This is a genomic window from Mycobacterium sp. HUMS_12744610, from assembly GCF_041206865.1.
Lineage (GTDB): Bacteria > Actinomycetota > Actinomycetes > Mycobacteriales > Mycobacteriaceae > Mycobacterium > Mycobacterium servetii.
Map to the genome: position 1 here is coordinate 4,175,204 of NZ_JBGEDP010000001.1, position 24,827 is coordinate 4,200,030.

The window sequence follows — 24,827 nt, forward strand, 5'->3', positions numbered from 1 at the left end:
GTCAGCGCGAAGCACGCGCGGCCGGTGAGACGGCCAGGTAGTCCACCGCCCTGGCCAGCCCGCCCAGCTGCGAGGGATGGAAGCCGGGCCGGTGGTAGTCGGCGAAGGCCCGCACGAATCGCAGCGGAGACGGCACCAGGCCCCGACGTGCCGCGCGGACGTAGTCCCACCACCACAGCCACCACCGCGCCGTGGTGCCCGGCGGCAGGTGCGGATCGATCGCGTACAGGAACCGGACCCCGCGAAACCACAACAGCGCCATGGCCGGTGCGACGACCAGCTGTGCGCGGGTGCGCCGCCAGTACCCGGCGCGCAGGTGGACCATGGTGTCGAAGGCCACCGCCTTGTGTTCGACCTCCTCGGCGCCGTGCCAGCGCAGCATGTCCAGCATCACCGGGTCGGTGCCGATGGCGTCGTGGGCCGGCGAGTTGAGCACCCATTCACCCAATACGGCGGTGTAGTGCTCGATCGCGGACACGAACGAGATCTGCTCCAGCAGCCAGCTGCGCTGCCGCCGCACGCCCCACCCCGGCCGCTCCCCGAGCAGCTTCTCGAACAGCCATCGGATCTGGTCGGTGTAGGGCGTGACGTCCACGCCCCGGGCGGCGAAGTGGTCGAGCACCTTGGCGTGCGCGCGGGAGTGCACGGCCTCCTGGCCGATGAAGCCCTGCACGTCCTGCCGCAGCTGCTCGTCTTTGATCAGCGGCAGCGACTTCTTGAACGCCTCGACGAAAAACTCTTCGCCCGCCGGCAGCAGCAGGTGCAGGACGTTGAGGACGTGGGTGACGAACGGCTCACCGGGCACGTAGTGAAACGGCAGCGCCGACCAGTCGAATTCGACATCGCGGGCCTCGAGGACCAGGCGTTCGTGGTCCAGCGAGGCGTCATGCGGACCCGCCGCCCGGTCGTCGACGCGCAACATCGTGGCCCCCTACCGTCGCAGCTCGTACTGAGCGGAATCCGTCTTGGCCAGCATGGCCCGATGCGCGGCCGGCGTAAAGGGCCACACCTCGGGGATGCCGTCCTTGCCGAGGTACCAGCTGTCGCAACCCGTGGTCCACACGGTGCGGGGCATCGCGGCGCGCAGCGCGGCGTTGAACGTCTCGGTGGCCGACACCTTCGGCTCCACGGTGTCGAATTCACCGCTGCGCCAACGCTGGAGCCATCTCAGGATGTGGTCGGCCTGCGACTCGGCCACCGACGTCAGGGCGAGGTTGCCCACCGGGCTGTGCGGCCCGAGCATCATGAAGAAGTTCGGGAAGCCCGGCATCGCGACGGTCTGATACGCCCGCGGCCCGTCGCGCCACACCTCGTCGGCGCTGATCCCATCCCGCCCGGTCAGCCGCATCGGCCGGAAGAACGCGTGGGTGTCGAACCCGGTGGCCAGCACGATGACGTCCGCCTCGTGCAGGACCCCGTCGCCGGTCACGATGCCGCGGCGTTCCAGGTGGTCGACGCCGGCGGTGACCAGTTCGACGTCGTCGCGCTGGATCGCCCGGTAGAAGCCGCCCGAGACCACCAGCCGCTTGCACATCGGCTGGTAGTCGGGGGTCAGCGCGGCGCGCAGGCCGGGGTCGCGCACGGTGCGCAGGCTGGCGCGGCACAGCGCCCCCATCGCCTTTCGCCGCAGGCCCGGCTTGGTCAGCGCGCCCGCGAACGTGTCGAAGGCCAGACTGTAGGCCCGGTGGGCCAACCCGCCCAGCCAGGGAACCGCTCGGTGCGTGCGCCCGGCCAGCCCGGGATAACGCGGGTTGGGCAGCCGGACAACCCATTGCGCGGTGCGCTGGAACAGGGTCAGCTTTTCCGCGACGCCGGCCAGGCCGCAGACCAACTGGATCCCGGTCGATCCGTTGCCGATCACCGCGACGCGCCGCCCCCGCAGCTCGACGGAATGATCCCAGCGGGCCGAATGGAACAGGTGGCCGCCGAAGTCGCCGGCACCGGGCAGCGACGGGACCCGGGGATGGTGCAGCACACCGGTCGCCGAGATCAAAAAGTCCACCTCGGACTCCGCGCCGGCGCCGGTGCGCAGCGCCCAGCGCCCGCCGTCGAACCGGGCGCTGACGATCTCGGTGCCGAACCGGATCCGGTCCCGCAGCCCGAACGTGTCGGCGATGCCCTGGAAGTAGGCCTGGATCTCCCCGCCCGGGGAGAACACGTGCGACCAGTCCGGCTTGCGGGCGAAGCTGTACTGGTAGACCCGCGAGGGCACGTCACAGAACAGGCCCGGGTAGGTGTTGTCCCGCCACGTGCCGCCCACGTCGTCGGCCTTCTCGTAGATCGTGACGTCATCGATCCCGTTGCGCAGCAACGCGATTGCGATGCACAGCCCGGACATGCCCGCTCCGACGACGGCTACGGCGGGATCGCGTCGGGTCATCGGGGCCGGTCCGGGTGCGTCTACCCGGCCTCGGCGCGCTGCTTGAGGCGCTGCAGGGTGAGCCGGATGTGCTCGGCGTTGGCGGCGGCCCGGTCGGGCACGCCGGTGGCCTTGCCGGCCAGCTTGCGAAACCAGCCGGGCCTGCGGTCCCAGGTGCTCTCGGTGACCAGGCAGCCTCCGTCGTCCGCGACGATGTCGTACTGCCAGCGGGCGATCGGCAGCACCGTGTGGGTGACGTCGAACGCGAACTGGCGGCCCGGTTCGGCGTCGGTGACCGTGCAGCGGGTGCTCCAGCGCCGGCTGGCGCTCGCGTTGTGGCCGGTGAACACGGCGCCCGGCCGGACACCGCCATCCCCGGGATCCCCCTTGCGCCATTCCATCGCCACCGTCTCCTCGGCCAGCGAGGCCAGCGTCGGCAGGTCGGTGAGCAGCCCGTAGACCACCTCGGCGGGGGCGTCGACGTGCACGGTGGCCGTCACGGCGGAATCTGTGGGCCGGGTCATCGCCCGATCATATCGGTGCGGCCCCGCGCAGATGCTCGAAGATCAGCGACGTCTGGGTCCCCGCGACGTCGGCGTCGGCGTTCAGGTTCTCGACCACGAACGAGCGCAGGTCCTCGGTGTCGCGGGCGGCGACATGGAGCAGGAAGTCGTCGGCGCCGGCCAGGAAGTAGACGTCGCGCACCTGCGGCTTGCTGCTGATCCGGTGGATGAAGCTGCGGATCTTGCCGCGCGCGTGGGACTGCAGGCTGACCGAGATCATCGCCTGCAGCGGCAGCCCCACGGCCACCGGGTCGATGTCGGCGTAGAAGCCCCGGATGACGCCGAGCTCCGCAAGCCGCCGGACGCGGCCGTGGCACGTCGACGGCGCGATGCCGACCGTCTCGGCCAGTGCGGTGTTGGTGATGCGCGCGTCGGCGTGCAACAGGGTCAGAATCCTGCGGTCCACATCGTCGAGGTCGGCGGGTCGAACATCCTTCGGCGGGCCAGCTTGCCCACCGTCCAGGCCAGTTGTTTCCTCAGCCATCGCACCACTTTACCGAATCATCGGCGTCCCGTTTGCGAAACATTCGAACTTTCTTCACACTTGGAGTTGTCAATCGAAATCCCATGGCAGGGGGCCCAAATGCGCGTCGGCGTTCCGACCGAGACCAAGAACAGCGAGCTCAGGGTGGCCATCACGCCCGCCGGTGTCACCGAACTGACTCACCACGGCCACGAGGTGCTCGTGCAGGCCGGCGCCGGCGAGGGCTCGGCGATCGCCGACGCGAAATTCAAGGCGGCGGGCGCCCAACTGGCCGGCACCGCCGAGCAGGTGTGGGCCGAGGCGGACCTGGTGCTCAAGGTGAAGGAACCGCTGCCGGCCGAGTACGGCTTCCTGCGGCGGGGCCAGGTGCTCTTCACGTATCTCCACCTGGCCGCGTCCCGGCCCTGCACCGAGGCGCTGCTGGCCGCCGGCACCACGTCGATCGCCTACGAGACCGTCCAGACCGCCGACGGCGCGCTACCGTTGCTGGCGCCGATGAGCGAGGTCGCCGGCCGGCTCTCCGCCCAGGTCGGGGCCTACCACCTGATGCGCACCCAGGGCGGCCGGGGCGTACTGATGGGCGGGGTACCCGGCGTCAAGGCCACCGACGTCGTGGTGATCGGCGCCGGCACCGCCGGTTACAACGCCGCCCGGATCGCCGCCGGCATGGGCGCCGCCGTCCGCGTCCTGGACGTCAACGTCAACAAACTGCGACTGCTCGACGCGGAGTTCGGCGGCCACATCAGCACCCGCCACTCCTCGAAGTACGAGCTCGAGGGCGCCGTCCAGCGCGCCGACCTAGTGATCGGGGCGGTTCTCGTGCCCGGCGCCAAGGCGCCCAAGCTGATCGGCAACTCACTTGTCGCACAGATGAAGCCGGGTGCGGTGCTGGTGGACATCTCCATCGACCAGGGCGGCTGCTTCGAAGACTCGCGGCCGACCACCCACGACAACCCCACCTTCGCCGTGCACGACACGCTGTTCTACTGCGTGGCCAACATGCCCAGCGCGGTGCCCAAGACGTCGACCTACGCGCTGACCAATGCCACGATGCCGTACGTTCTCCAGCTCGCCGACCGGGGCTGGCGGGCGGCCTGCCAGTCCGAGCCGGCCCTGGCCAAAGGGCTTTCGACGCACGACGGCGCGCTGCTGTCCGAACGCGTCGCCACCGACCTGGGCCTGCCGTACACCGCGCCGGCGAGCGTGCTGGGCTGAGGCCGACCCCGGCCGCTACTCGGTGAGGCCGGCGATGATGTCGGCCGCCGGTCCGGCCTGCGCGTGCTGGAACGACGTCCCGGCCCACAGCGGAAATCCGTTCGGGTCCTCCAGGGCGGCGGCCGCCTCCCGGATCGGCGAGGTCATCTGGTTGACCTCCGGATAGCCCAGCGGCGCCACGTTGTCGAGCATCCGGGTGAAGTCGTTCTCCAGCCCGCGGGCGTAGCGCCCCGAGAACGCCCGCGTGACAACGGTCGTGGCGAACAGCGGATTCTTCATGGCGGTGCGGTGCGCGGGGTTGGTGCCCGCCTCGTCGGCCAGCAGCAGCGCGGTGCCGACCTGCGCGGCGACCGCCCCCCGGTTCAGCACGTCGGTGACGTCGCGCGCGGTGCCCAGGCCGCCGGCCGCGATGAGCGGGACGTCATGCGCGCTGCGGATCCGGGCGAGCAGCTGGTGCAGCGACTCGTTGGCGGGTTGCATGTCGGGGGCGAACGTGCCGCGGTGCCCGCCGGCGGCGGGTCCCTGGACGACCAGGCTGTCGGCGCCGGCGGCGACGGCCACGCCGGCCTCGTAGGCCGAGGTCACGGTGACCATCACCAGCAGTCCCAGCGCCCCCAGCCGGTGGATGACGTCGGGCGGGGGCACGCCGAAGGTGAAGGACACCAGCTCGGGCCGCACGTCGGCCACCACCTCGAGCTTGCGCTCCCAGTCGTCGTCGTCGCCGTACTCGGGCCGGCCGACCTCGACCTGGTAGTGCTCGGCGATCTCGACGAGTTCTTCGGCGTAGTACTCCAGGGCCAGCCAGTCGGCGACGCTGGGTTGGGGTACGAACAGGTTGACCCCGAGCGGGCCGGTGGTGGCCGCGCGCGCCGCGGCGATGTCAGCGGCGAACTGCTCGGCGGTGCGGTGCCCCCCGGGGATGAAGCCCAGCCCGCCCGCGTTGGACACCGCCGCGGCCAGCGCCGGGGTGCCGGGGCCGCCGGCCATCGGCGCACCCACGATGGGCACCGCGATGTCCCAAAAGCCCAGTACCATCTGCGCTAATTCACCATCGCCCGAAGTTGTTGGGGCAGCTGACGTTTCGAGGCATACGGGCCGACGACGGCAGCGCCGTACCGTTTGCTCAGTAGCCTGCGGGCCACCGCGTTGACCTCCTCGACCGTCACCTCGTCGATCCGCCGCAGCGTCTGCTCGATGCTGCGGTGCCTGCCGTAGTTTAGTTCGCTGCGGCCCAGACGGCTCATCCGGGAACTCGAATCCTCCAGCCCCAGGACCAGCCCGCCGCGCAGCGAGCCCTTCGCGATCCGGCATTCGGCGTCGGTGATGCCGTCGCGGGCCACCGCGTCGAGCACCTCGCCGCTCACCCGCATGACGTCGGGGAACCGCTCCGGCAGGCACGCCGCGTACACCGACAGCGCGCCGCTGTCGGCGAACATGTCCAGCGAGGAGTAGATCGAGTAGGCCAGCCCGCGCAGCTCGCGCACCTCCTGGAAGAGCCTGGAGCTCAGGCCGCCGCCCAGCGCGGTGTGCAGCACCGACAGCGCCCAGCGATGCTCCCAGCCGCGGCCCGGCGTGCGCACCCCCAGCGCCACGTGGGTCTGCTCCGAGTCGCGGTGGCCCAGCGCCAGGCCGGGCACCGCCTGCACCCGACCCGCGCCCTTGCGGGGGGCCACGGACCGGCGCCCGCGGACCAGATGCGGGCCGAAGTGCTCGCGCGCCAGGGCGACTACCCGATCGTGCTCGACGTTGCCGGCCACCGCGACGACCATGCGTTCCGGCCGGTAGCGGCGCACGTGGAAGGAGTGCAGCTGGGTCCGGGTCATCGCCGACACCGACTCCGCGGTGCCGATCACCGGACGGCCGACGGGGTGGTCGCCGAAGAGCGCCGACAGGAACATGTCGCCCAGCGCGTCTTCGGGGTCGTCGTCGCGCATGGCGATCTCCTCGAGGACGACGTCACGTTCGAGCTCGACGTCCTCGGCGGCGCAGCGGCCGTTGAGCACCACGTCGGCGACCAGGTCGACGGCGAGCTCCAGGTCGCTGTCGAGCACGTGCGCGTAGTAGCAGGTGTGCTCCTTGGCGGTGAACGCGTTCAACTCCCCGCCGACGGCGTCCATCGCCTGCGCGATGTCCACCGCGGTGCGCGTCGGGGTCGCCTTGAACAGCAGGTGCTCCAGGAAGTGCGCCGCCCCGGCCACGGTCGAACCCTCGTCTCGCGAGCCGACGCCCACCCACACCCCGACCGACGCGGAGCGCACCGCGGGCAGGAACTCGGTGACCACCCGCAGCCCACCCGGCAGGGTGGTGCGGCGCAGTGCGGCCCGGTGTTCCGGTTTCGCCTCGGCTCCGAGCGTGCCCCGGCGCAGGGCGGCCGCCGTGCGGGGCTTGGGCCCGGCCGGCGGGTCAGCTGCCGGTTGTCGCGGCATCTGCAGGTGCGGCCCCCGAGTCGGCAGGCGTCTCGGAAGCGGCGCTGTCGTCGTCGACCAGGACCAGCGAGATCTTGCCCCGCTTGTCGATGTCGGCGATCTCGACCCGCAGCTTGTCGCCGACGCCGACCACGTCCTCGACCTTCGCGATGCGCTTGCCCTTGCCGAGCTTGGAGATGTGCACCAGCCCGTCACGGCCCGGCAGCAGCGACACGAACGCCCCGAAGTCCGTCGTCTTGACCACGGTCCCCAGGAACCGCTCGCCGACCGTCGGGAGCTGCGGGTTGGCGATCGCGTTGATCCGGTCGATGGCGGCCTGCGCGGACGGGCCGTCGGTGGCGCCGACGAACACGGTGCCGTCGTCCTCGATGGAGATCTGCGCGCCGGTCTCCTCGGTGATGGCGTTGATGACCTTGCCCTTGGGGCCGATGACCTCGCCGATCTTGTCGACCGGGACCTTGATCGTGGTCACCCGCGGGGCGTAGGGGCTCATCTCGTCGGGGGCGTCGATCGCCTCGGCCATGACCTCCAGGATGGTCAGCCGGGCATCTTTGGCCTGCTCGAGCGCGCCCGCGAGCACCTGGGAGGGGATCCCGTCCAGCTTGGTGTCCAGCTGCAGGGCGGTGACCATGTCCTTGGTGCCGGCGCACTTGAAGTCCATGTCGCCGAACGCGTCCTCGGCGCCCAGGATGTCGGTCAGGGTGACGAAGCGGCGCTCGGTCTTACCGTCGATCTCGACGTCGTCGGAGACCAGGCCCATCGCGATGCCCGCCACCGGCGCCTTCAGCGGCACCCCGGCGTTGAGCAGCGCCAGGGTCGACGCGCACACCGAACCCATCGAGGTCGAGCCGTTGGAGCCCAGGGCCTCGGACACCTGACGGATCGCGTACGGGAAGTCCTCGACGCTGGGCAGCACCGGGATCAGTGCCCGCTCGGCCAGCGCGCCGTGCCCGATCTCGCGCCGCTTGGGCGAGCCGACCCGGCCGGTCTCGCCGGTGGAGAACGGCGGGAAGTTGTAGTGGTGCATGTAGCGCTTGGACGTCTCGGGCCCCAGCGAGTCGATCTGCTGGGCCATCTTGACCATGTCCAGGGTGGTGACACCCAGGATCTGGGTCTCGCCGCGCTCGAACAGCGCGCTGCCGTGCGCCCGCGGCACCACGGCCACCTCGGCGCTCAGCGCGCGGATGTCGGTGATGCCGCGGCCGTCGATGCGGAAGTGGTCGGTGAGGATGCGCTGGCGGACCAGCTTCTTGGTCAGCGACCGGAACGCGGCGCCGACCTCCTTCTCCCGGCCCGCGTAGGTCCCGGAGTTCCCGGCGAGCCGCTCGAGGACCTGCGCCTTGAGCTCGTCGGTGCGGTTGTTGCGCTCGGTCTTGTCGGCGATGGTCAGCGCGGCGGCCAGTTCGTCGGTGGCCACCGAGGAGACCGAGTAGTAGACGTCCTCGCCGTACTCGGGGAACACGGGGAACTCGCCGGTGGGCTTCGCGGCCGCGCCGGCCAGCTCCTGCTGGGCCTTGCACAGCGTGGCGATGAACGGCTTGGCGGCCTCCAGGCCTTGCGCCACAACGCTTTCCGTCGGCGCCTGGGCGCCGCCCGCGACGAGCTCGATGACGTTCTCGGTGGCTTCGGCCTCGACCATCATGATGGCCACATCCGCCTTGCCGTCTTCCTCGCCGACGATGCGCCCGGCCACCACCATGTCGAAGACGGCCCGCTCGAGCTGTTCGACCGTGGGGAAGGCGACCCAGGTGCCGTCGATGAGGGCGACGCGCACGCCGCCGATCGGGCCGGAGAACGGCAGACCGCTCAGCTGCGTGGAGGCCGACGCGGCGTTGATCGCCAGCACGTCGTAGAGGTCGTTGGGATCCAGACTCAGGATCGTCACCACGACCTGGATCTCGTTGCGCAGGCCGTCGACGAACGACGGGCGCAGCGGACGGTCGATCAGCCGGCAGGTCAGGATCGCGTCGGTGGAGGGCCGGCCTTCGCGCCGGAAGAACGAGCCGGGAATGCGGCCCGCGGCGTACATGCGCTCCTCGACGTCGACCGTCAGCGGGAAGAAGTCGAAGTGCTCGCGGGGGCTCTTGCTGGCGGTGGTCGCCGACAGCAGCATGTTCTCGTCGTCGAGGTAGGCGACCACGGCCCCGGCGGCCTGCTGGGCCAACCGGCCGGTCTCGAAGCGGATGGTGCGGGTGCCGAAACTACCGTTGTCGATGACGGCGGTCGACTCGAACACACCCTGGTCAATCTCAGATACAGACATCTGTGGGCGTACAGCCTCTCTGGGTATTCAGCTTTTTCGCGTGCTCCCGCAAGTCACCCGCGAGAGCGCGAAGAGCGAAGTCTGAATACGGCTACGGCCATCGATCGAAGCGGCCGACCTGCCCCAGATCCGGAGAGCCCGGCAGCCACTACCGAAGACCGCCCGATGCAGACTGGGCTGCTCACTCGGAGGTGCATAGTGACACGCTGGAACGGCACCCGCGGATCTGCGCGCACCGCACCGTTCGTCCGGGCCGAAACGGCCCAGAACGACCTCACTCTACACGGCCGCCGCGGGGGGCCCGAATCGCCGGGCCGACCTGCGCGCGCGGGTCAGCGACGCAGGCCCAGGCGCTCGATCAGGGAGCGGTAGCGCTCCACGTCGGTCTGGGAGACGTACTTGAGCAGCCGGCGCCGCCGCCCGACCAGCAGCAGCAGCCCCCGCCGCGAGTGGTGGTCGTGCTTGTGCACCTTGAGGTGCTCGGTCAGGTCCGAGATCCGCTTGGTCAGCAACGCCACCTGCGCCTCCGGGGACCCGGTGTCGGTGTCGTGCAGGCCGTAGGTGCCCAGGATCTCTTTTTTCTGCTCGGCTGTCAGCGCCACGAAAACAACTCCATCAATCGGTCCGCGATGAGTAGATATCCCGGCGCGGCCACCGCGAACCGCAGCCCGCGCCGATGTCGACCGGCAGTTTAGCAGCACGGCCGCCGATCAGTCCTTGAGCAGGGCGCGCGTGCGATCGGTGTCGGCGCCGATCTCCGCGACCAGATCGCTCACCGCGTCGAACCTCTTCTGGCCGCGGATGCGCGCGACGAAGTCCAGCGCCACGTGCTGTCCGTACAGGTCGGCGGACTTGTCCAGCACGAAGGCCTCGACGGTGCGGGTGCGCCCGGAGAACGTCGGGTTGGTGCCCACGGAGACCGCGGACTGGTAGCGCTCCCCCGGCACTACCGTGCCCGTCACCGGTCCGTGCCCCAGGACGGTGAACCAGGCGGCGTAAACGCCATCGGCCGGAATGGCCGAATACATCGGCGGCGCCACGTTGGCGGTCGGATAGCCCAACTCGGCGCCCCGCCCGTAGCCCCGGACCACGACACCCTCGACGCGGTGCGGGCGGCCCAGCGCCTCGGTGGCCGCCATCATGTCGCCGGCGTCCACGCAGGACCGGATGTAGGTGGAGGAGAACGTCACGTTCTCGTTGCTGTGGTGCTCGGACAGCAGCGACATCGACTCCACCGCGAATCCGAATCGCTCACCCGCCTTGCGCAGCGTGCCGACGTTACCGCCCGCCTTCCTGCCGAAGGTGAAGTTCTCCCCCACCACGACCTCGACCACGTGCAGGTGCTCCACCAGCAGTTCGTGGACGTAGCGCTCGGGCGTGAGCTTCATGAAGTCCGTCGTGAACGGCATCACCAGAAAGACGTCGATGCCCATCTCCTCGACGAGTTCGGCGCGGCGGGCCAGCGTCGTCAGCTGGGCCGGGTGGCTGCCCGGATAGACGACTTCCATCGGGTGGGGATCGAAGGTCATCAGCACGGACGGCACGTTGCGGGCCCGGGCCGCCTTGACCGCGTGGGCGATCAATTCGGCGTGCCCGCGGTGCACACCGTCGAACACGCCGATGGTGAGGACGCACCTGCCCCAGTCCGTGGGGATCTCGTCTTGGCCGCGCCAGCGCTGCACAACCGCAAGCCTACGGCGCGAGATGGCGGTGCGCGCACGGGCGGCAGGGCGGACCAGGGGTGGGATGCCTAAACTGCAGGCTTGTGAGGGCGGACGACGAGCCGGGTGGCCTGACCGCGGTCGGCCAGGACTACCTCAAGGCCATCTGGAACGCCCAGGAGTGGTCCCCGAAAGACGCCCCGCACAAGGTCAGCACCAAGATGCTGGCCGAGAAGATCGGGGTGTCGGCCAGCACGGCCTCGGAGTCGATCCGCAGACTCGCCGAGCAGGGCCTCGTCGACCACGAGAAATACGGCGCGGTGTCGCTGACCGAGGCGGGGCGGCGGGCCGCGCTGGAGATGGTGCGCCGGCACCGGCTGCTGGAGACCTTCCTGGTCAACGAGCTCGGTTACAGCTGGGACGAGGTTCACGACGAGGCCGAGGTGCTCGAACACGCGGTTTCGGACCGCCTGGTGGCCCGCATCGACGCCAAGCTGGGATTCCCGCAGCGCGACCCGCACGGCGACCCGATCCCGGCCTCCGACGGGCAGGTGCCCACGCCGCCGGCGCGCCAATTGTGGGCCTGCGCCGACGGCGACCTCGGCACCGTGGCGCGCATCTCCGATGCCGACCCGGAGATGCTGCGCTATTTCGCCGACGTCGGGATCAACCTCGACTCGCGGCTGCGGGTGCTGACCCGGCGCGAGTTCGCGGGCATGATCTCGGTGGCGATCGAGGCCGCCGACGGCGCCGAGGCGACGGTCGACCTGGGCAGCCCGGCGGCCCGGGCGATCTGGGTGGTGGGCTGACCGGCGCCCGTCAGCCGGCCGCCAGGCCCCTGGCGATGTGGGTGCCCCGAACCTGCGAGGCGATCCGCTGTCCGGTGTGCAACGGGCCCCGGGAGAGTTCGCGCAGGAGCGCGATGCCAGGACGACAGTATTCGTGCAGGGCGATAATTTGCGCGTCCCCGATAAAGAACGGGAATTATTGGCCGAATTCGCCGGCCGCGAGAAATGCTTCGGGTAATTATTCCCGACGCAAATGCGCAACTCCGGACCCTATGTATCGCCCCTGCCGATGGCACCGGAATATAAGCGCCCCACCCTCGACTCCCGGACTTTGATTGATCACAGCTATCAAGCGATTCGAATCCTGTCTTGGACGGCGACGGCATTGTTTGAGCACAATCTTGGTGATAGCCCCCTCACGCGCACAAACTTTCACCGCCCCGGAATTTTCACTTCCCCGGGATTTTCATTGCTCCGAGATTTCTCGGATCGATCGGCCAAAGGAGGGCCAAAGGAGGGCCAAAGGAGGGCCAAAGGAGGGATTGTGACCAAACTCGTGGTCGCGGCGCGATACGGCGTCTGGGGAGCTGGGATGCTGCTCGCGGCGAGCATGTCCTGCCCCCAGGTGGCCGTGTCGCGTGCCGACCCGACCAGACCGGCCGAGCCTGACGTGGTGGGCTATGCGACCACGGCAGCGCCTGTCGTATGTCGAAGCCTGGACATCCGCCCGACGCTGCGCGGGGTCCTGTTGGCGATCCAGGACGTGATGGACCAGTCGGGTTTCAGCAGCCGCCAGGCCAGTCAAGTGGTCACGCTCTCGGTCACCGACCAATGCCCCCGCCATACCCACCTGCTCGAGGAGATGGTCGCGCTGGTGGAGAACAAAGGCGAGCAACTGATGTGACTGCGGTCCGACTCATTCCGGTCCGGCCTACAGCTTCGCCGGGCGGATCACCACCACCGACTTCGTCCGCACGCCCTCGTCGCGCAGCAGCGCCATCACGCGGCCGTCGGGACCGCAGGCGGCGTAGACGCCGTCGATGCCGGCCGGCGCCAGGGGCCGGCCGTGGCCGGTGGCCTCGGCCTCCGCGGCGGTCAGGCCGCGGCGGGCGAACATCAGCAGGCAGGCCTCGTCCAGCGTGTAGGTCAGCCGGGGCTGCTCGGCCAGGTCGTCGAGCGAGCTCGCCTGGTCCAGGCCGAAGCGGCCGACGCGGGTGCGCCGCAACGACGTCAGATGCCCGCCCACGCCCAGCGCGGCGCCCAGGTCTCGGGCCAGCGCCCGGATGTAGGTCCCCGAGGAGCAGTCGACCTCGACGTCCAGGTCGACACACTCGCCGTGGGACCGGCGCCCCACCACGTCGAAGCGGTCGATGCGCACCGGCCTGGCCGCGAGTTCGACGGAACGGCCCTCGCGGACCAGACGATAGGCGCGCCGGCCGTCCACCTTGATGGCGCTGACGGCCGAGGGCACCTGCTCGATGTCGCCGCGCAACCCCTCGACCGCGGCCGCGATCGCCGCGTCGGTCAGGTGGCCGGCCGGGACGCCCTCCAGCAGTTCGCCGTCGGCGTCCTCGGTGGACGTGGTCTGCCCCAGGCGCACGGTGGCCGCATACGACTTCGGGGCCGCCGTCAGCAGGCCGAGGATCTTGGTGGCGCGGTCGATGCCGATGACCAGCACGCCGGTGGCCATCGGGTCCAGCGTGCCGGCATGCCCCACCCTGCGCGTGGCGAAGACGCGCCGACAGCGCGCCACCACGTCGTGGCTGGTCATCCCGGCCGGCTTGTCGACGACGACCAGTCCCGGCTCGGGTCCGGCCCCACCGGGACCTGCGCTCATAGGACGATCGCGGTGAGCACCAGCCCGCGCTCGACCGACCAGCGGCCCCGCAGCGCGGTCAGCGGCGGACCCGACAGCGCCTGTCCGTCGACCAGGATCTTCGAGACGAACGTCCCAACGGTCCCGGCCCGGGCCGGGTCGACGTCGAACACGATGTGCGCGTCCTCGAAACCGAGCCATCTGTTGGTCAACGGAAACCACGCCTTGTACGTCGCCTCCTTGGCGCAGAACAGGATCCGGTCCCAGTGCAGCCCGTCGGGCAACGCGGCGATCTCGTGGCGCTCCTCGGTCAGCGTGATCGCGTCCAGCACCCCGTCCGGCAGCACGTCGTGCGGTTCGGCGTCGATGCCGACCGAACGCACCGCGCCGGCGCGGCCCACCACCGCCCCGCGGTAGCCCGCGCAGTGGGTGAGGCTGCCCACCACGCCGTCGGGCCAGCACGGTTGCCCCTTGTCGCCCTTGAGGATCGGCACCGGCGGCAGGCCGAGCTCGCCGAGCGCGATCCGCGCGCAGTGCCGCGCGGTGACGAACTCGTTGCGCCGCTTGGCGACCGACTTGGCGATCAACGGCTCCTCTTCGGGCAGCGGGGCCAGGCCGGGCGGGTCGGAGTAGAGCTCCGAATACGCCAGGTCCCGCGACACGGTCTCCGGCAGCACCGCCGACACCAGCATGCGCGCATCGCGACTGCCGCTGCCGCACTCGTTCCCGGAACTTGGCGGCCTGCTCCCGCATCTGCGGGGTGATCTCGAAGTGGCCGCCGAAGTCGTTGAGGTAGCCGGGCGGGTACCGGGGGTCGGGCAGCACCTGGCGCAGCCAGCTGTAGGGCGTGCGGCGCCGCCACTCCCGCGGGTAGCCCACCGACACCTCCTCGAAGCGCACGTCGTCGTACCAGGTGGTGCGCGGGATGTGCAGGTGGCCGTACACCGAGCACACGGCGTTGTAGCGGGTGTGCCAGTCGGCGGTCTTGGTGGTCCCGCACCACAGCGAGAACTCCGGGTAGAACAACGCGTCGCAGGGCTCGCGGACCAGCGGGAAATGGTTCACCAACACGGTCGGGGTCATCCAGTCGAGATCTTCGAGCCGGGCGCGGGTTTTCGCCAGCCGGTCCCGGCACCAGGCATCGCGGGTGGCGTAGGGCTCCGAGGACAACAGGAATTCGTCGGTGGCCACCACGTTGCGCTCCCGCGCGATCGCCAGGCCCTCGGCCTTGGTCGCGGCCCCCTCCGGCAGGAAGCTGTAGTCGTAGAGCAAGAACATCGGCACGATCGTGGCCGGCCCGCCACGTTCGGTCCACACCGGGAACGGATGCTCGGGCGTGACCACGCCCATCTGGTCGCACATGTGCACCAGATACTCGTAGCGGCTCCGCCCGAAGATCTGCTTGGGGTCCCGATTCGTGGTCCACAGCTCGTGGTTGCCCGGCACCCAGATCACCTTGGCGAACCGCCGCCGCAGCAGGTCCAGCGTCCAGTGGATCTCGTCGGTGCGTTCGGCGACGTCGCCCGCGACGATCAGCCAGTCGTCCGGCGACGACGGGTGCAGTGACTCGGCGATCGGCTTGTTGCCCAGGTGCCCGGTGTGCAGGTCGGACACCGCCCACAGGGTCGGTTGAGGCGTCGGCTGCCCCCCGCTCGTCGATTCCTGCCCGGCCATGACCAACCAGCCTAACGATCCGCACCGGACGAGCCCTGGCGTGCCCGGGCGGTACCCGGGTTCGGCTGTGACGGCGACCACGCGACTTGTACACTCCCGGGCAAGGGACCGCCGAGGGCATCAGGGGGTGACGTGTTCGCCAACGTGCGTCTGATGGGGGCACTGGGGGCACTGTTCGCAGCGGTCCTTATGGGCGCGCTGGGCTGGCAGGGCGCCCCCGCACCGGTCGCGCCGGGCCGCGCGGGGCCCGTGGAGCTGCGGTCGACGGGGCAGCCGCTGGAAACGACGATGAAGAGCCCGATCCTGGCGACCACCGACCCGCGGCCGTTCGACGCCTGCGAGGACATCCCGTTCGACGCCCTGCAACGGCTGGGCCTGGCATTCACCCCGCCCGAACACGAGGACGGCCTGCGCTGCCACTTCGATGCGGGCAACTACCAGCTGGCCGTGGAGCCCATCATCTGGCGCACCTATGCGCAGACGCTGCCCCCCGACGCGGTCGAGACCACGATCGCGGGCCACCGCGCCGCGCAGTACTGGGTGATGAAGCCGACCTATCACAACGACTTCTGGTACCGGTCCTGCATGATCGTGCTCAAGACCAGCTACGGGCTGCTCCAGCAGGCGCTGTTCTACTCGACCGTGTACTCCGACCCCGACGTCGACTGCATGGCGACCAACCTGCAACGCGCCAACGACCTCGCCCCGTACTACAAGTTCTAATCCGGCCCTCCTGGGCCTAGCCTGAGCACGGTGAGTACCACAGCGGCCCGCCGCGCCCGGCCCACCCTGCGCACCCTGACCCGGCAGGCCGGCGAGCGCGCCCTGAGCCGGCTGCTGGGTCTGCCTCGCGCGAGCACGGACTACACCGTGAACCGCGTCGAGATCCCGATGCGCGACGGGGCGCGGCTGGTGGCCGACCACTACGCCCCGCTGACCGCAGCCCCGGCGGGAACCCTGCTGGTGCGCGGGCCCTATGGGCGGAAGTTCCCGTTCTCCATCGCGTTCGGCCGGCCCTACGCCGCCCGGGGCTACCACGTCGTGCTGCAGAGCGTGCGCGGCACGTTCGGGTCGGGCGGCGCGTTCGAGCCGATGGTCAACGAGGCCGCCGACGGCGCCGACACGGCCGCCTGGCTGCGTGAGCAGTCGTGGTTCACCGGCAGCTTCGCCACCGTCGGCGTGTCGTATCTGGGTTTCACCCAGTGGGCGCTCCTGCAGGATCCACCGCCCGAACTGGCCGCGGCCGTCATCACCGCCGGCCCCCACGATTTCAACGCCGCGGTCTGGGACACCGGCGCGTTCACCGTCAACGACTTTCTGGGCTGGAGCGATCTGGTCGCCCACCAGGAGGACCCCCAGCGCGTCCGGACCGCGATCCGCCAGATCCGGGCCCGCCACAAGGTCGCGCAGGCGGCCGCCGCGCTGCCGATGGAAGCCGGGGCGCGGACCCTGCTGGGCGAGGGCGCTCCGTGGTTCGAATCGTGGGTCGAACACACCGACCCGAAGGATCCGTTCTGGAATGGGCTGCGGTTCGCCGAGGCGCTGGACCGCGTGCGCGTACCGGTGCTGCTGGTGGGCGGCTGGCAGGACATCTTCCTGCGGCAGACCCTGCAGCAGTACGCGCGCCTGCGCGACCGGGGCGTCGACGTCGCGCTGACGGTCGGGCCGTGGGCGCACACCCAGCTGCTCACCAAGGGGCTGGCCACCAACCTGCGGGAATCCCTGGACTGGCTCGACGCCCACCTGGGCAGCGCGCCGGCGTCGCGGCGGCCCGGTCCCGTCCGCGTCTGCGTCACCGGCCAGGGCTGGCGCACCCTTGCCCACTGGCCGCCGGCCACCGCCGAACGCGCGCTCTACCTGCGACCGGGCGGCCACCTGGGCGAGACGACACCGGCGGACCTGACGGAGGTGCCCCCGGCGACGTTCCACTACGACCCCACCGACCCGACGCCCACCGTCGGCGGTCCGCTGCTCTCGCCGGGCGCCGGCTACCGCGACGACAGCCGGCTGGCGGCCCGCGACGACGTGCTGGCCTTCACCAGCGCCACCCTCACCCACGACCTGTGCGTGTACGGGAACCCGGTGGCCGAGCTGGCACACACCTCGGACAACCCGCACGTGGACCTGTTCGTGCGGGTCAGCGAGGTGGACGCCAAAGGCCGGTCCCGCAACGTCAGCGAGGGCTACCGGCGGCTGGACGCCACGGGCGCGGCGGCCGGCCCGGTCCGCGTCGAACTCGACGCGATCGCCCACCGCTTCCGGGCCGGCTCCCGCATCCGCGTCCTGCTCGCCGGCGGCTGGTTCCCGCGCTATGCGCGCAACCTGGGCACCGGCGAACCGGTGCTGACCGGTCGGCGGTCCGAGCCGGCGACCCACGCGGTGCGCTACGGGCGTTCCCGGCTGCTGCTGCCGGTGGGTCCGCCCGACGTGTCAGCCGACCGCGTCGCGGACCCGGCGGGCGACCTCGGTTAGCGCGGCTTCGTCGTCAACCGGCGCCCCCAGCGCCGGCCTCAGCGGAAGCTCCACCCAGCTGGTGCACCCCCCGTAGCCGGGGTCGCGGGCGATCCGCACCGGCTCGGACAACGGGACCACCGACACCACCAGCACCGCCAGCTTGTGTTTCGGCCGGAAGTCGAGCCGGTCGGCGCGCACCGACTCCGCGGTCCAGATGTGCAGGTCCTCGATCGCCGCGAGCCCGTCGGGCCGGTTGACCTCTTGTGCGGCAACAACTTTCGCTGCAGCTCGCACCACGAGGTGATCGTCGGTGCTGTCGGCGGCCGCGGGTTGCAGCAGGTCGCGGTGCTCGGGGCGGACGCGCTCGGCGTGGCTGTGCGCGACCGTGGGGAACAGCAGGAACTCCCGGGCCGCCAGCTCGAACCGTTTCTCCCCGATGCCGCCCTTGCGCAGCAGCACCCGCTGCCGACCGTCCAGCAGCGCATGCACGACCGCGCTCCATTCCTTGAGCGCGGGCATCGTCGCGGTGGAGGTCATCTCGCGCCGGCCAGTCGGACGACCACCTCGGGCCGACGCAACGGTGGGCACGTACTGACCCGCCGCCGCCGCGATCTCTTCGGCCGTGGCCGCCGGCTGTAAACCGCGCAGTTCGGTGATGTTCCGGCTCATGTCTTCAACGATAGGCGCGGCCTGCGCCTACCAAACCGTGACCGGGCGCGGATGCCGATGGCTGCGCAGCCGACGGTCTTTGGTCACCAGGCGCCAGCCATGTTCGACGGCGGTGGCGTAGATCAGGCGGTCGGCCGGATCGCCGGGAAACGACGACGGGAGCGACACCGCGGTGGCGGCGACCGATGGGGTGATGCTGGCAGTGCGGACATGCTCGGCGAGCAACTGAAGCCACGAACGCATGGGAATCGTCAGCTGGATGCGTTCGTGCTCGGCGAGCCAAGCCAGCTCGAACCATGTGATCGCGGCGACCGCAAGTTCGTCGGCCTCTTCGACAGCCCGGCTGGCTACCTTGCTGAGGCGGCCCGGTTCGGCTGACCACCAATGGATCACGTGCGAGTCGAGCAACACCGTTGTCATGAGGCGTTCCAGGATGCCCCGGTGGTGAAGAGTTGGTCTTCGTCGGCGGCCGTCATCGCCACTCCCGACAACCGACCTTTGAGAGCATGGGACCCGGGCGCTGGTACTAGACGGGCTATCGCTCGGCCGTGTTTTGTGATCTCGATTTCCCCGCCTACCGCCACTTCGTCAAGCAACGCAAGGATCTTGGCCTTCACCTCGGTAGCGGTCATCTTTCTGGTCATCGTGTCAGTTTACTGGTCGGCAGGGTGTGCGCGGTCGCCGCCGGAAGCCACTGACTACGGTGATCGCATGACCGACGACATCCTGCTGACCGGCACCGAAGACCGAATCCGCACCCTGACCCTCAACCGGCCGCAGTCGCGCAACGCGCTGTCCTCGGCCTTGCGGGACCGCTTCTTCGAGGCCCTGGCCGCCGCCGAAACCGATGACGACGTCGACGTCGTCATCGTGACCGGGGCCGACCCCGTCTTCTGCGCGGGTCTGGACCTCAAGGAGCTCGGCGAGCGGTCGGCGCTTCCCGACATCTCGCCGCGGTGGCCGTCGATGACCAAACCGGTGATCGGGGCGATCAACGGTGCCGCGGTCACCGGTGGGCTGGAGCTGGCGCTGTACTGCGACATCCTGATCGCCTCGGAGCGCGCGCGCTTCGCCGACACGCACGCCCGCGTCGGCCTGCTCCCCACGTGGGGGCTGAGCGTGCGGTTGCCGCAGAAGGTGGGCGTCGGAGTGGCCCGGCGCATGAGCATGACCGGTGACTACCTGTCAGCCGCCGACGCGCTGCGCGCCGGGCTGGTGACCGAGGTGGTGCCGCACGAGCAGCTGCTGAGCACCGCCCGGGCCGTGGCGGCGTCCATCGTCGGCAACAACCAGGGCGCGGTGCGGGCGTTGCTGGCGTCCTACCACCGGATCGACGAGGACCAGACCAGCCCGGGCCTGTGGCTGGAAGCCATGGCGGCCAGGCAATACCGGACCACCGGCGAGGACATCGCCGCCAACCGCGAGGCGGTGCTGCAGCGCGGGCGCGCCCAGGTGCGCTAGCCGCGGCGGCCGGTGATCGCCAGGGGACACAAAAGCCAATACGATCCCAACAACCAAAGGTTCGGGAGCGCAGGAGGCATCGGTGCGTGCTGTCGTCGATCTCACCGCGCGGGCGCCCGGCGTGCTGGCGCTGGTGGCGGCCACCGCGATGGTCTTCGCGATCGGGGCGGCCGCACCGCGGGCGGGCGCCCAGCCCCCGCCCGGATTTCCCAACCTCGACGATTTCAGCGCGGTCCCCGCGGACGGCTACCTCACCGCGGCCGGCCCCCACACGTCCCCCCGGATAAGTTTCTCCACCCCGAACAACCTGGTATGCGACTTCTACGGCGGCCCGGCGCCCGCGCCGCGCCCCTCACAGGACATCAAGTGCACCGGCGACATGCCGGGAATGAGCGACGTCCCCTTCCCCGGCGGCGGCCATCCCCGGCCGGGCGACTGCGTGGTAGGAGCCGTGACCTTCAAAGGGCCCGGCTACGAGTTGAGCCGCATGTCCTACGGCGGCTGCGACGGCAACCCTGCCTCGCTGCCCTCGAACGGCAAACTGCTGGGCCTGGGCCAGAAGGTGTCGTACCTGAACGTGACGTGCGCCGTGGGCGGCGACAACCTCGTCGCCTGCCTGGACGCCACCAGCGGAGACCACGGGTTCGTTCTGCAGCGCTCCGGCAGCTGGGCGTTCTAGCCGGGCCGGTCCTCAGCCGAGGGCGGCACGCAGCGACGCCACCACATCGTCGATCGGGCCCGCGACCGAGTAGCCGGCCGCCAACCGGTGACCGCCGCCGCCGAAGCCGGACGCGACCGCGACCAGATCCACGTCCTTGGACCGCATCGACACCGACCACTGCCGCGGCTCGACCTCCTTGAAGACCGCCGCCACCTCGGCCTGCTGCGTGGTGCGCACGATGTCGATGATGCTCTCGACCTCCTCGGCCCGCGAGCACACCCAATCCCTGTTCTCGACGACCGCATACACCAGCCCCCGGCCGCCGACCGCGTCGGGCAGCAACCGCGCCGAGCCCAGCACCCGCGACAGCAGCGGCAGCCACACGAACGGATGGGTGTCCATCAGCGTCCGGCTGATAGTGGCGTTGTCCACCCCAGCCTCCACCAGCCGGGCCGCCAGCCGCAGCGCGCGGGCGCTGGCCCAGCGGAACGACCCGGTGTCGGTGGTCAGCCCGGCGTAGATGCAGTGCGCGATGTCCCGGTCGATCGGTTGGCCCCACGCGTCGAACAGGTCGGCGACCATCATCGTCGTGGAATCCGCCGACTGGTCGACGAAATTCGCGGTGCCGAACATCTCGTTGGAGGCGTGGTGGTCGATGACCAGCAGCTGAGGGGCCGACGTGGCCAGCCCGCACAACCCGCCCAGCCTCTTGGCGCTCGGGACGTCGACGGTCACGGCCAGGTCAGCGTCGGCTCGCATCGCGTCGGGGGCGACCAGCAGGTGGCATCCGGGCAGCGACGCCAGCGACTCCGGTAGCGTGGCCGGCGCGGCGAAGCTGACCTCGACGCGCTTGCCGCGCGCATCCAGCGCCAGCGCCAGCGCCAGCCCGGCGCCGAGAGTGTCGGCGTCCGGATGGACGTGGGAGATCACCGCGATCGCCGCTGCATCCGCCAGCAGCCCGGCCGCGCCGAGCGCGTCCACGGAACGGCCCCGCGCGTCCACGCACGGGGCAACGACGACCTCAGTCCCGGGATCGATCGCCCTCACCGCTGTCCTCGGCGGCCGCGCCGTCACCCGACCCGGTGTCGCGATAGGGATCGGCCTCGCCGGCGGGCTTGGCCCCCACCCGGACCCGCGCCAGATCGGCGTCCGCGGCACGGGCGCGGGCGAGCAACTCGTCCATCCGCTGCACGGTGTCCGACGTGGTGTCCCGGGCGAACGTCAGCGTGGGGGTGAAACGCACCCCGGTGCCCGCCCCGACCTTGGTACGCAGCGCCCCTGGCCCGTTCCAGCGCGGCCGCGGCGGCGTCGTAGTCCGGCTCGTCATCGAGGGTGGGTCCCATCACGGTGTAGAACACGGTCGCGTCGTGCAGGTCCGCCGTCACCTTCGTGTCGACGATCGTCACCCCGGCCAGCCCCGGGTCCTTGATCTCGAACTCGATCGCCGAGGCGACGATCGTGTTGATCCGTTTGGCCAGGCGGCGCGCCCGTGCGGGGTCCGCCATTATGACTTCACCGCCCTCTCCTCATCACTACGTTCTGCATCGTCGGTGGTGGTCAGGTCCGTTCCTTCTGCACCAGCTCGTAGGACTCGATGATGTCGCCTTCCTTGATGTCGGAATAGCCGAGCGTCATACCGCACTCGAAGCCCTCGCGGACCTCGGTCACGTCGTCCTTCTCCCGGCGCAGCGAGTTGATCGTGAGGTTCTCGGTGACCACGACGTTGTCGCGCAACAGGCGGGCCTTGGCGTTGCGGCGAACCACCCCGGAGCTGATCATGCAGCCCGCGATGATGCCCACCTTGGAGGACCGGAAGATCGCGCGAATCTCCGCGCGGCCCAGCTCGTTCTCCTCGTAGATCGGCTTGAGCATGCCGCGCAGGGCCTTCTCGATCTCGTCGATCGCCTGGTAGATCACCGAGTAGTAGCGGATCTCCACACCCTCGCGGTTGGCGAGCTCGGTCGCCTTGCCCTCGGCGCGCACGTTGAACCCGATGATCACCGCGTCCGAGGCCGACGCCAGGTTGACGTTGGTCTCGGTGATGCCACCGACGCCGCGGTCGATGACGCGCAGCGCCACCTCGTCGTCCACCTGAATCCCCATCAGGGCCTCTTCCAGCGCCTCGACGGTACCGGCGTTGTCGCCCTTGAGGATCAGGTTCAGCTGGCTGGTTTCCTTCAGCGCCGAGTCCAGGTCCTCCAGGCTGATCCGCTTGCGGGAGCGCGCGGCCAGGGCGTTGCGCTTACGCGCGCTGCGCCGGTCGGCGATCTGGCGGGCGATGCGGTCCTCGTCGACGACCAGGAAGTTGTCCCCGGCGCCGGGCACCGACGTGAAGCCGATGACCTGCACCGGACGCGACGGCAGCGCCTCCTCGACGTCCTCGCCGTGCTCGTCGACCATGCGGCGGACCCGGCCGTAGGCGTCGCCGGCGACCACCGAGTCGCCGACGCGCAGCGTGCCGCGTTGCACCAGCACCGTGGCCACCGGCCCCCGACCGCGGTCCAGGTGCGCCTCGATCGCCACGCCCTGGGCCTCCATCTCGGGGTTGGCCCGCAGGTCCAGGGCGGCGTCGGCGGTCAGCAACACCGCCTCGAGCAACTGCTCGATGTTGGTGCCCTGCTTGGCCGAGATGTCGACGAACATCGTCTCGCCGCCGAATTCCTCAGCCACCAAACCGTATTCGGTGAGCTGCCCGCGAATCTTGGCCGGGTCGGCGCCCTCGACGTCGATCTTGTTGACCGCCACCACGATCGGCACGTCGGCGGCCTGCGCGTGGTTGATGGCCTCCACCGTCTGCGGCATGACGCCGTCGTCGGCGGCCACCACCACGATCGCGATGTCGGTGGCCTTGGCGCCGCGGGCCCGCATGGCGGTGAACGCCTCGTGGCCCGGGGTGTCGATGAAGGTGATCGGCCGCTCCACGCCGTCGTGCTCGACCGTCACCTGGTAGGCGCCGATGTGCTGCGTGATGCCGCCGGCCTCGCCCTCGCGGACGTTGGCCTGCCGGATCGTGTCCAGCAGCCGCGTCTTACCGTGGTCGACGTGGCCCATGACGGTGACCACGGGGGGCCGGACCTGCAGGTCCTCCTCGCCACCCTCGTCCTCGCCGTAGGTCAGGTCGAAGGACTCCAGCAGCTCGCGGTCCTCGTCCTCGGGACTGACGACCTGAACGTTGTAGTTCATCTCGCTGCCCAGCAGCTCGAGCGTCTCGTCGCCCACCGACTGCGTGGCCGTCACCATCTCACCGAGGTTGAACAGCGCCTGCACCAGCGCGGCCGGGTTGGCGTCGATCTTCTCGGCGAAGTCGGACAGCGACGCGCCGCGGGCCAGCCGGATCGTCTCGCCGTTGCCGTGCGGCAGCCGCACACCGCCGACGACCGGCGCCTGCATGTTCTCGTACTCGGCGCGTTTCGCCCGCTTGGACTTGCGGCCGCGCCGGGGTGCGCCACCGGGACGGCCGAACGCGCCGGCCGCGCCGCCGCGCTGGCCCGGACGGCCGCCACCGCCGCCACCACCCGGACGGCCGCGGAAACCGCCGCCGGCGCCGGGTGCGGCACCGACGCCACCGCCCGCGCCACCGCCGCGGTAGTTGCCGCCGCCACCGTCAGAGCGGCCGCCCCCGGGGCGAGCGCCTCCGGGCCGGGGTGCGCCGGTCCGCGGCGGGCGGGGCCCACCGGCGGCCCCGCCGGGACGCGGGGGCATGTTGCCGGGCGAAGCACCCGGCCGGGGCGCTCCGGGCCGGGGCGCCCCGGGGCGGGGCGCCACCGGACGCGGGATGGGCCGGTCGACGGGCTGGGCCGAGGAGAACGGGTTGTTGCCGACGCGCGGGGTGCGCACGCCGGGCTTGGGCGCGGGCCCGGGGCGCGGCCCCGGCGTCGCACCACCGGGGTGCGGCCCCGACTGGCCGGGTTGCTGTCCGGGCGCCGACGGCTTGGGCGCCGGGGCCGGCGGGCGTCCGGGGGTCGGCGCCGCCGGCCGCGGGGTTGCGGCGGGCGGGGCCTGCGGCGCCTGGGCCGCGGGGACCTCCGGCCTGGCGGGCGCCGGTGCGGCCGCGCCGTTGCCGACGGACTTGCTGATCGCCTTGTCGAGGGCCTGGTCGAGCGATTTGTCGGGGCCCTTGGCGGGCGCCTTGGCCGCGCCCTTGTCGGGGGCCGGCTTCCCGCCGCCGAAGGACTCCCGGAGCCGGCGGGCAACCGGCGCCTCCACGGTCGACGACGCGGATTTGACGAATTCGCCCTGTTCGTTCAGCCGGGCGAGAACTTCCTTGCTGGTGACACCGAGTTCCTTGGCCAACTCGTGTACGCGGGCCTTACCTGCCACTACATCTCCTGTC

Annotated in this window: 23 protein-coding genes and 2 pseudogenes; 7 read left to right on the forward strand and 18 right to left on the reverse strand. The window is 70.7% G+C overall.

Annotation, left to right across the window (positions count from 1 at the left end; all coding sequences use genetic code 11):
* Position 1 precedes the first annotated feature (1 nt).
* From AB8998_RS20030 to aldR, 4 genes are read right to left on the reverse strand one after another with little or no spacing between them, the layout of a single operon-like run.
* A complete protein-coding gene (locus tag AB8998_RS20030) occupies positions 2–922 on the reverse strand; it encodes a metal-dependent hydrolase (protein ID WP_369739446.1) in 921 nt (306 codons plus the stop codon).
* A gap of 9 nt (positions 923–931) precedes the next feature.
* Positions 932–2,380: a flavin-containing monooxygenase gene (locus tag AB8998_RS20035; RefSeq protein ID WP_369739447.1), complete on the reverse strand. Its 1,449-nt coding sequence runs from the start codon at positions 2,378–2,380 to the stop codon at positions 932–934.
* Between the two features lie 20 nt (positions 2,381–2,400).
* The gene (locus tag AB8998_RS20040; protein ID WP_369739448.1) at positions 2,401–2,883 is read right to left on the reverse strand and encodes an SRPBCC family protein; all 483 of its coding nucleotides are present in this window, start codon (positions 2,881–2,883) and stop codon (positions 2,401–2,403) included.
* Positions 2,884–2,890: 7 nt separating this feature from the next.
* Complete coding sequence (gene aldR / locus AB8998_RS20045) at positions 2,891–3,406, reverse strand: HTH-type transcriptional regulator AldR (RefSeq protein WP_369739449.1); 516 nt, start codon at positions 3,404–3,406, stop codon at positions 2,891–2,893.
* A 99-nt stretch (positions 3,407–3,505) separates the two neighbouring features.
* Here aldR and ald point away from each other — a divergent pair, with 99 nt between their 5' ends.
* Positions 3,506–4,621 (forward strand): alanine dehydrogenase, encoded by a 1,116-nt coding sequence (gene ald / locus AB8998_RS20050; RefSeq protein WP_369739450.1) that lies wholly within the window; start codon positions 3,506–3,508, stop codon positions 4,619–4,621.
* Between the two features lie 15 nt (positions 4,622–4,636).
* Here the strand turns inward: ald and AB8998_RS20055 are convergent, their stop codons facing one another.
* From AB8998_RS20055 to AB8998_RS20075, 5 genes are all read right to left on the reverse strand, one after another.
* Positions 4,637–5,656 (reverse strand): nitronate monooxygenase, encoded by a 1,020-nt coding sequence (locus AB8998_RS20055; RefSeq protein WP_369739451.1) that lies wholly within the window; start codon positions 5,654–5,656, stop codon positions 4,637–4,639.
* A gap of 5 nt (positions 5,657–5,661) precedes the next feature.
* Positions 5,662–7,047, reverse strand: coding sequence for a M16 family metallopeptidase (locus tag AB8998_RS20060; RefSeq protein ID WP_369739452.1), 1,386 nt, complete (start codon positions 7,045–7,047; stop codon positions 5,662–5,664).
* Positions 7,025–9,310: a polyribonucleotide nucleotidyltransferase gene (locus AB8998_RS20065; protein ID WP_369739453.1), complete on the reverse strand. Its 2,286-nt coding sequence runs from the start codon at positions 9,308–9,310 to the stop codon at positions 7,025–7,027. The genes AB8998_RS20060 and AB8998_RS20065 overlap by 23 nt, the downstream gene beginning before the upstream one ends.
* Before the next feature lie 332 nt (positions 9,311–9,642).
* Positions 9,643–9,912, reverse strand: coding sequence for a 30S ribosomal protein S15 (rpsO, locus tag AB8998_RS20070; RefSeq protein ID WP_369739454.1), 270 nt, complete (start codon positions 9,910–9,912; stop codon positions 9,643–9,645).
* A gap of 108 nt (positions 9,913–10,020) precedes the next feature.
* Complete coding sequence (locus AB8998_RS20075; RefSeq protein ID WP_369739455.1) at positions 10,021–10,992, reverse strand: bifunctional riboflavin kinase/FAD synthetase; 972 nt, start codon at positions 10,990–10,992, stop codon at positions 10,021–10,023.
* An 83-nt stretch (positions 10,993–11,075) separates the two neighbouring features.
* Here AB8998_RS20075 and mntR point away from each other — a divergent pair, with 83 nt between their 5' ends.
* On the forward strand, positions 11,076–11,780 hold the full coding sequence (gene mntR, locus AB8998_RS20080; RefSeq protein ID WP_369739456.1) for a manganese-binding transcriptional regulator MntR: 705 nt from the start codon (positions 11,076–11,078) through the stop codon (positions 11,778–11,780).
* 523 nt (positions 11,781–12,303) lie between these two features.
* Complete coding sequence (locus AB8998_RS20085) at positions 12,304–12,663, forward strand: hypothetical protein (RefSeq protein ID WP_369739457.1); 360 nt, start codon at positions 12,304–12,306, stop codon at positions 12,661–12,663.
* A gap of 27 nt (positions 12,664–12,690) precedes the next feature.
* On the opposite strand, the gene truB is transcribed toward AB8998_RS20085, so the two are convergent.
* The 3 genes and pseudogenes from truB to AB8998_RS20100 form a co-directional block, all read right to left on the reverse strand.
* Complete coding sequence (truB, locus tag AB8998_RS20090; RefSeq protein WP_369741670.1) at positions 12,691–13,596, reverse strand: tRNA pseudouridine(55) synthase TruB; 906 nt, start codon at positions 13,594–13,596, stop codon at positions 12,691–12,693.
* Positions 13,593–14,267: a 4'-phosphopantetheinyl transferase PptT gene (gene pptT, locus AB8998_RS20095; protein ID WP_369741671.1), complete on the reverse strand. Its 675-nt coding sequence runs from the start codon at positions 14,265–14,267 to the stop codon at positions 13,593–13,595. The genes truB and pptT overlap by 4 nt, the downstream gene beginning before the upstream one ends.
* A 7-nt stretch (positions 14,268–14,274) precedes the next feature.
* Positions 14,275–15,249, reverse strand: a pseudogene (locus tag AB8998_RS20100) (metallophosphoesterase family protein); the annotation flags it as partial.
* Between the two features lie 132 nt (positions 15,250–15,381).
* Here AB8998_RS20100 and AB8998_RS20105 point away from each other — a divergent pair.
* Positions 15,382–15,972 carry a DUF3558 domain-containing protein gene (locus tag AB8998_RS20105; protein ID WP_369739458.1) on the forward strand — a complete coding sequence of 197 codons (591 nt, stop codon included), beginning with the start codon at positions 15,382–15,384 and terminating at the stop codon, positions 15,970–15,972.
* A gap of 30 nt (positions 15,973–16,002) precedes the next feature.
* Positions 16,003–17,721 (forward strand): CocE/NonD family hydrolase, encoded by a 1,719-nt coding sequence (locus AB8998_RS20110; RefSeq protein ID WP_369739459.1) that lies wholly within the window; start codon positions 16,003–16,005, stop codon positions 17,719–17,721.
* On the opposite strand, the gene AB8998_RS20115 is transcribed toward AB8998_RS20110, so the two are convergent.
* Genes AB8998_RS20115 through AB8998_RS20125 form a run of 3 tightly spaced genes read right to left on the reverse strand, consistent with a single transcriptional unit; the run spans position 17,680 to position 19,004 of the window.
* Complete coding sequence (locus tag AB8998_RS20115; RefSeq protein WP_369739460.1) at positions 17,680–18,372, reverse strand: DUF1802 family protein; 693 nt, start codon at positions 18,370–18,372, stop codon at positions 17,680–17,682. The two genes, AB8998_RS20110 and AB8998_RS20115, sit on opposite strands and share 42 nt — an antisense overlap.
* Positions 18,373–18,399: 27 nt before the next feature.
* Positions 18,400–18,792: a type II toxin-antitoxin system VapC family toxin gene (locus tag AB8998_RS20120; protein WP_369739461.1), complete on the reverse strand. Its 393-nt coding sequence runs from the start codon at positions 18,790–18,792 to the stop codon at positions 18,400–18,402.
* Entirely contained in the window at positions 18,789–19,004 is a 216-nt protein-coding gene (locus AB8998_RS20125; RefSeq protein WP_369741672.1) for a type II toxin-antitoxin system Phd/YefM family antitoxin, read from the reverse strand. Before AB8998_RS20125 ends, AB8998_RS20120 begins: the two co-directional genes overlap by 4 nt.
* A gap of 79 nt (positions 19,005–19,083) precedes the next feature.
* Between AB8998_RS20125 and AB8998_RS20130 the strand changes: the two genes are divergently transcribed.
* Positions 19,084–19,833, forward strand: coding sequence for an enoyl-CoA hydratase (locus AB8998_RS20130; RefSeq protein WP_369739462.1), 750 nt, complete (start codon positions 19,084–19,086; stop codon positions 19,831–19,833).
* Positions 19,834–19,915: 82 nt separating this feature from the next.
* Positions 19,916–20,512, forward strand: coding sequence for a hypothetical protein (locus tag AB8998_RS20135; protein WP_369739463.1), 597 nt, complete (start codon positions 19,916–19,918; stop codon positions 20,510–20,512).
* Positions 20,513–20,524: 12 nt separating this feature from the next.
* On the opposite strand, the gene AB8998_RS20140 is transcribed toward AB8998_RS20135, so the two are convergent.
* From AB8998_RS20140 to infB, 3 genes and pseudogenes are all read right to left on the reverse strand, one after another.
* Positions 20,525–21,541 carry a DHH family phosphoesterase gene (locus AB8998_RS20140; protein ID WP_369739464.1) on the reverse strand — a complete coding sequence of 339 codons (1,017 nt, stop codon included), beginning with the start codon at positions 21,539–21,541 and terminating at the stop codon, positions 20,525–20,527.
* Positions 21,516–21,999 (reverse strand): annotated as a pseudogene (gene rbfA, locus AB8998_RS20145) (30S ribosome-binding factor RbfA). The gene AB8998_RS20140 and the pseudogene rbfA overlap by 26 nt, the downstream one beginning before the upstream one ends.
* A gap of 52 nt (positions 22,000–22,051) precedes the next feature.
* The gene (gene infB, locus AB8998_RS20150; RefSeq protein WP_369739465.1) at positions 22,052–24,814 is read right to left on the reverse strand and encodes a translation initiation factor IF-2; all 2,763 of its coding nucleotides are present in this window, start codon (positions 24,812–24,814) and stop codon (positions 22,052–22,054) included.
* Positions 24,815–24,827: the final 13 nt, after the last annotated feature.

Coding starts and splice junctions, on each gene's coding strand:
- AB8998_RS20030 (WP_369739446.1), bottom strand. CDS start 922: ATGTTGCGCGTCGACGACCGGGCGGCGGGTCCGCATGACGCCTCGCTG.
- AB8998_RS20035 (WP_369739447.1), bottom strand. CDS start 2,380: ATGACCCGACGCGATCCCGCCGTAGCCGTCGTCGGAGCGGGCATGTCC.
- AB8998_RS20040 (WP_369739448.1), bottom strand. CDS start 2,883: ATGACCCGGCCCACAGATTCCGCCGTGACGGCCACCGTGCACGTCGAC.
- aldR (WP_369739449.1), bottom strand. CDS start 3,406: ATGGCTGAGGAAACAACTGGCCTGGACGGTGGGCAAGCTGGCCCGCCG.
- ald (WP_369739450.1), top strand. CDS start 3,506: ATGCGCGTCGGCGTTCCGACCGAGACCAAGAACAGCGAGCTCAGGGTG.
- AB8998_RS20055 (WP_369739451.1), bottom strand. CDS start 5,656: ATGGTACTGGGCTTTTGGGACATCGCGGTGCCCATCGTGGGTGCGCCG.
- AB8998_RS20060 (WP_369739452.1), bottom strand. CDS start 7,047: ATGCCGCGACAACCGGCAGCTGACCCGCCGGCCGGGCCCAAGCCCCGC.
- AB8998_RS20065 (WP_369739453.1), bottom strand. CDS start 9,310: ATGTCTGTATCTGAGATTGACCAGGGTGTGTTCGAGTCGACCGCCGTC.
- truB (WP_369741670.1), bottom strand. CDS start 13,596: ATGAGCGCAGGTCCCGGTGGGGCCGGACCCGAGCCGGGACTGGTCGTC.
- pptT (WP_369741671.1), bottom strand. CDS start 14,267: ATGCTGGTGTCGGCGGTGCTGCCGGAGACCGTGTCGCGGGACCTGGCG.
- AB8998_RS20115 (WP_369739460.1), bottom strand. CDS start 18,372: ATGAGCCGGAACATCACCGAACTGCGCGGTTTACAGCCGGCGGCCACG.
- AB8998_RS20120 (WP_369739461.1), bottom strand. CDS start 18,792: ATGACAACGGTGTTGCTCGACTCGCACGTGATCCATTGGTGGTCAGCC.
- AB8998_RS20125 (WP_369741672.1), bottom strand. CDS start 19,004: ATGACCGCTACCGAGGTGAAGGCCAAGATCCTTGCGTTGCTTGACGAA.
- AB8998_RS20130 (WP_369739462.1), top strand. CDS start 19,084: ATGACCGACGACATCCTGCTGACCGGCACCGAAGACCGAATCCGCACC.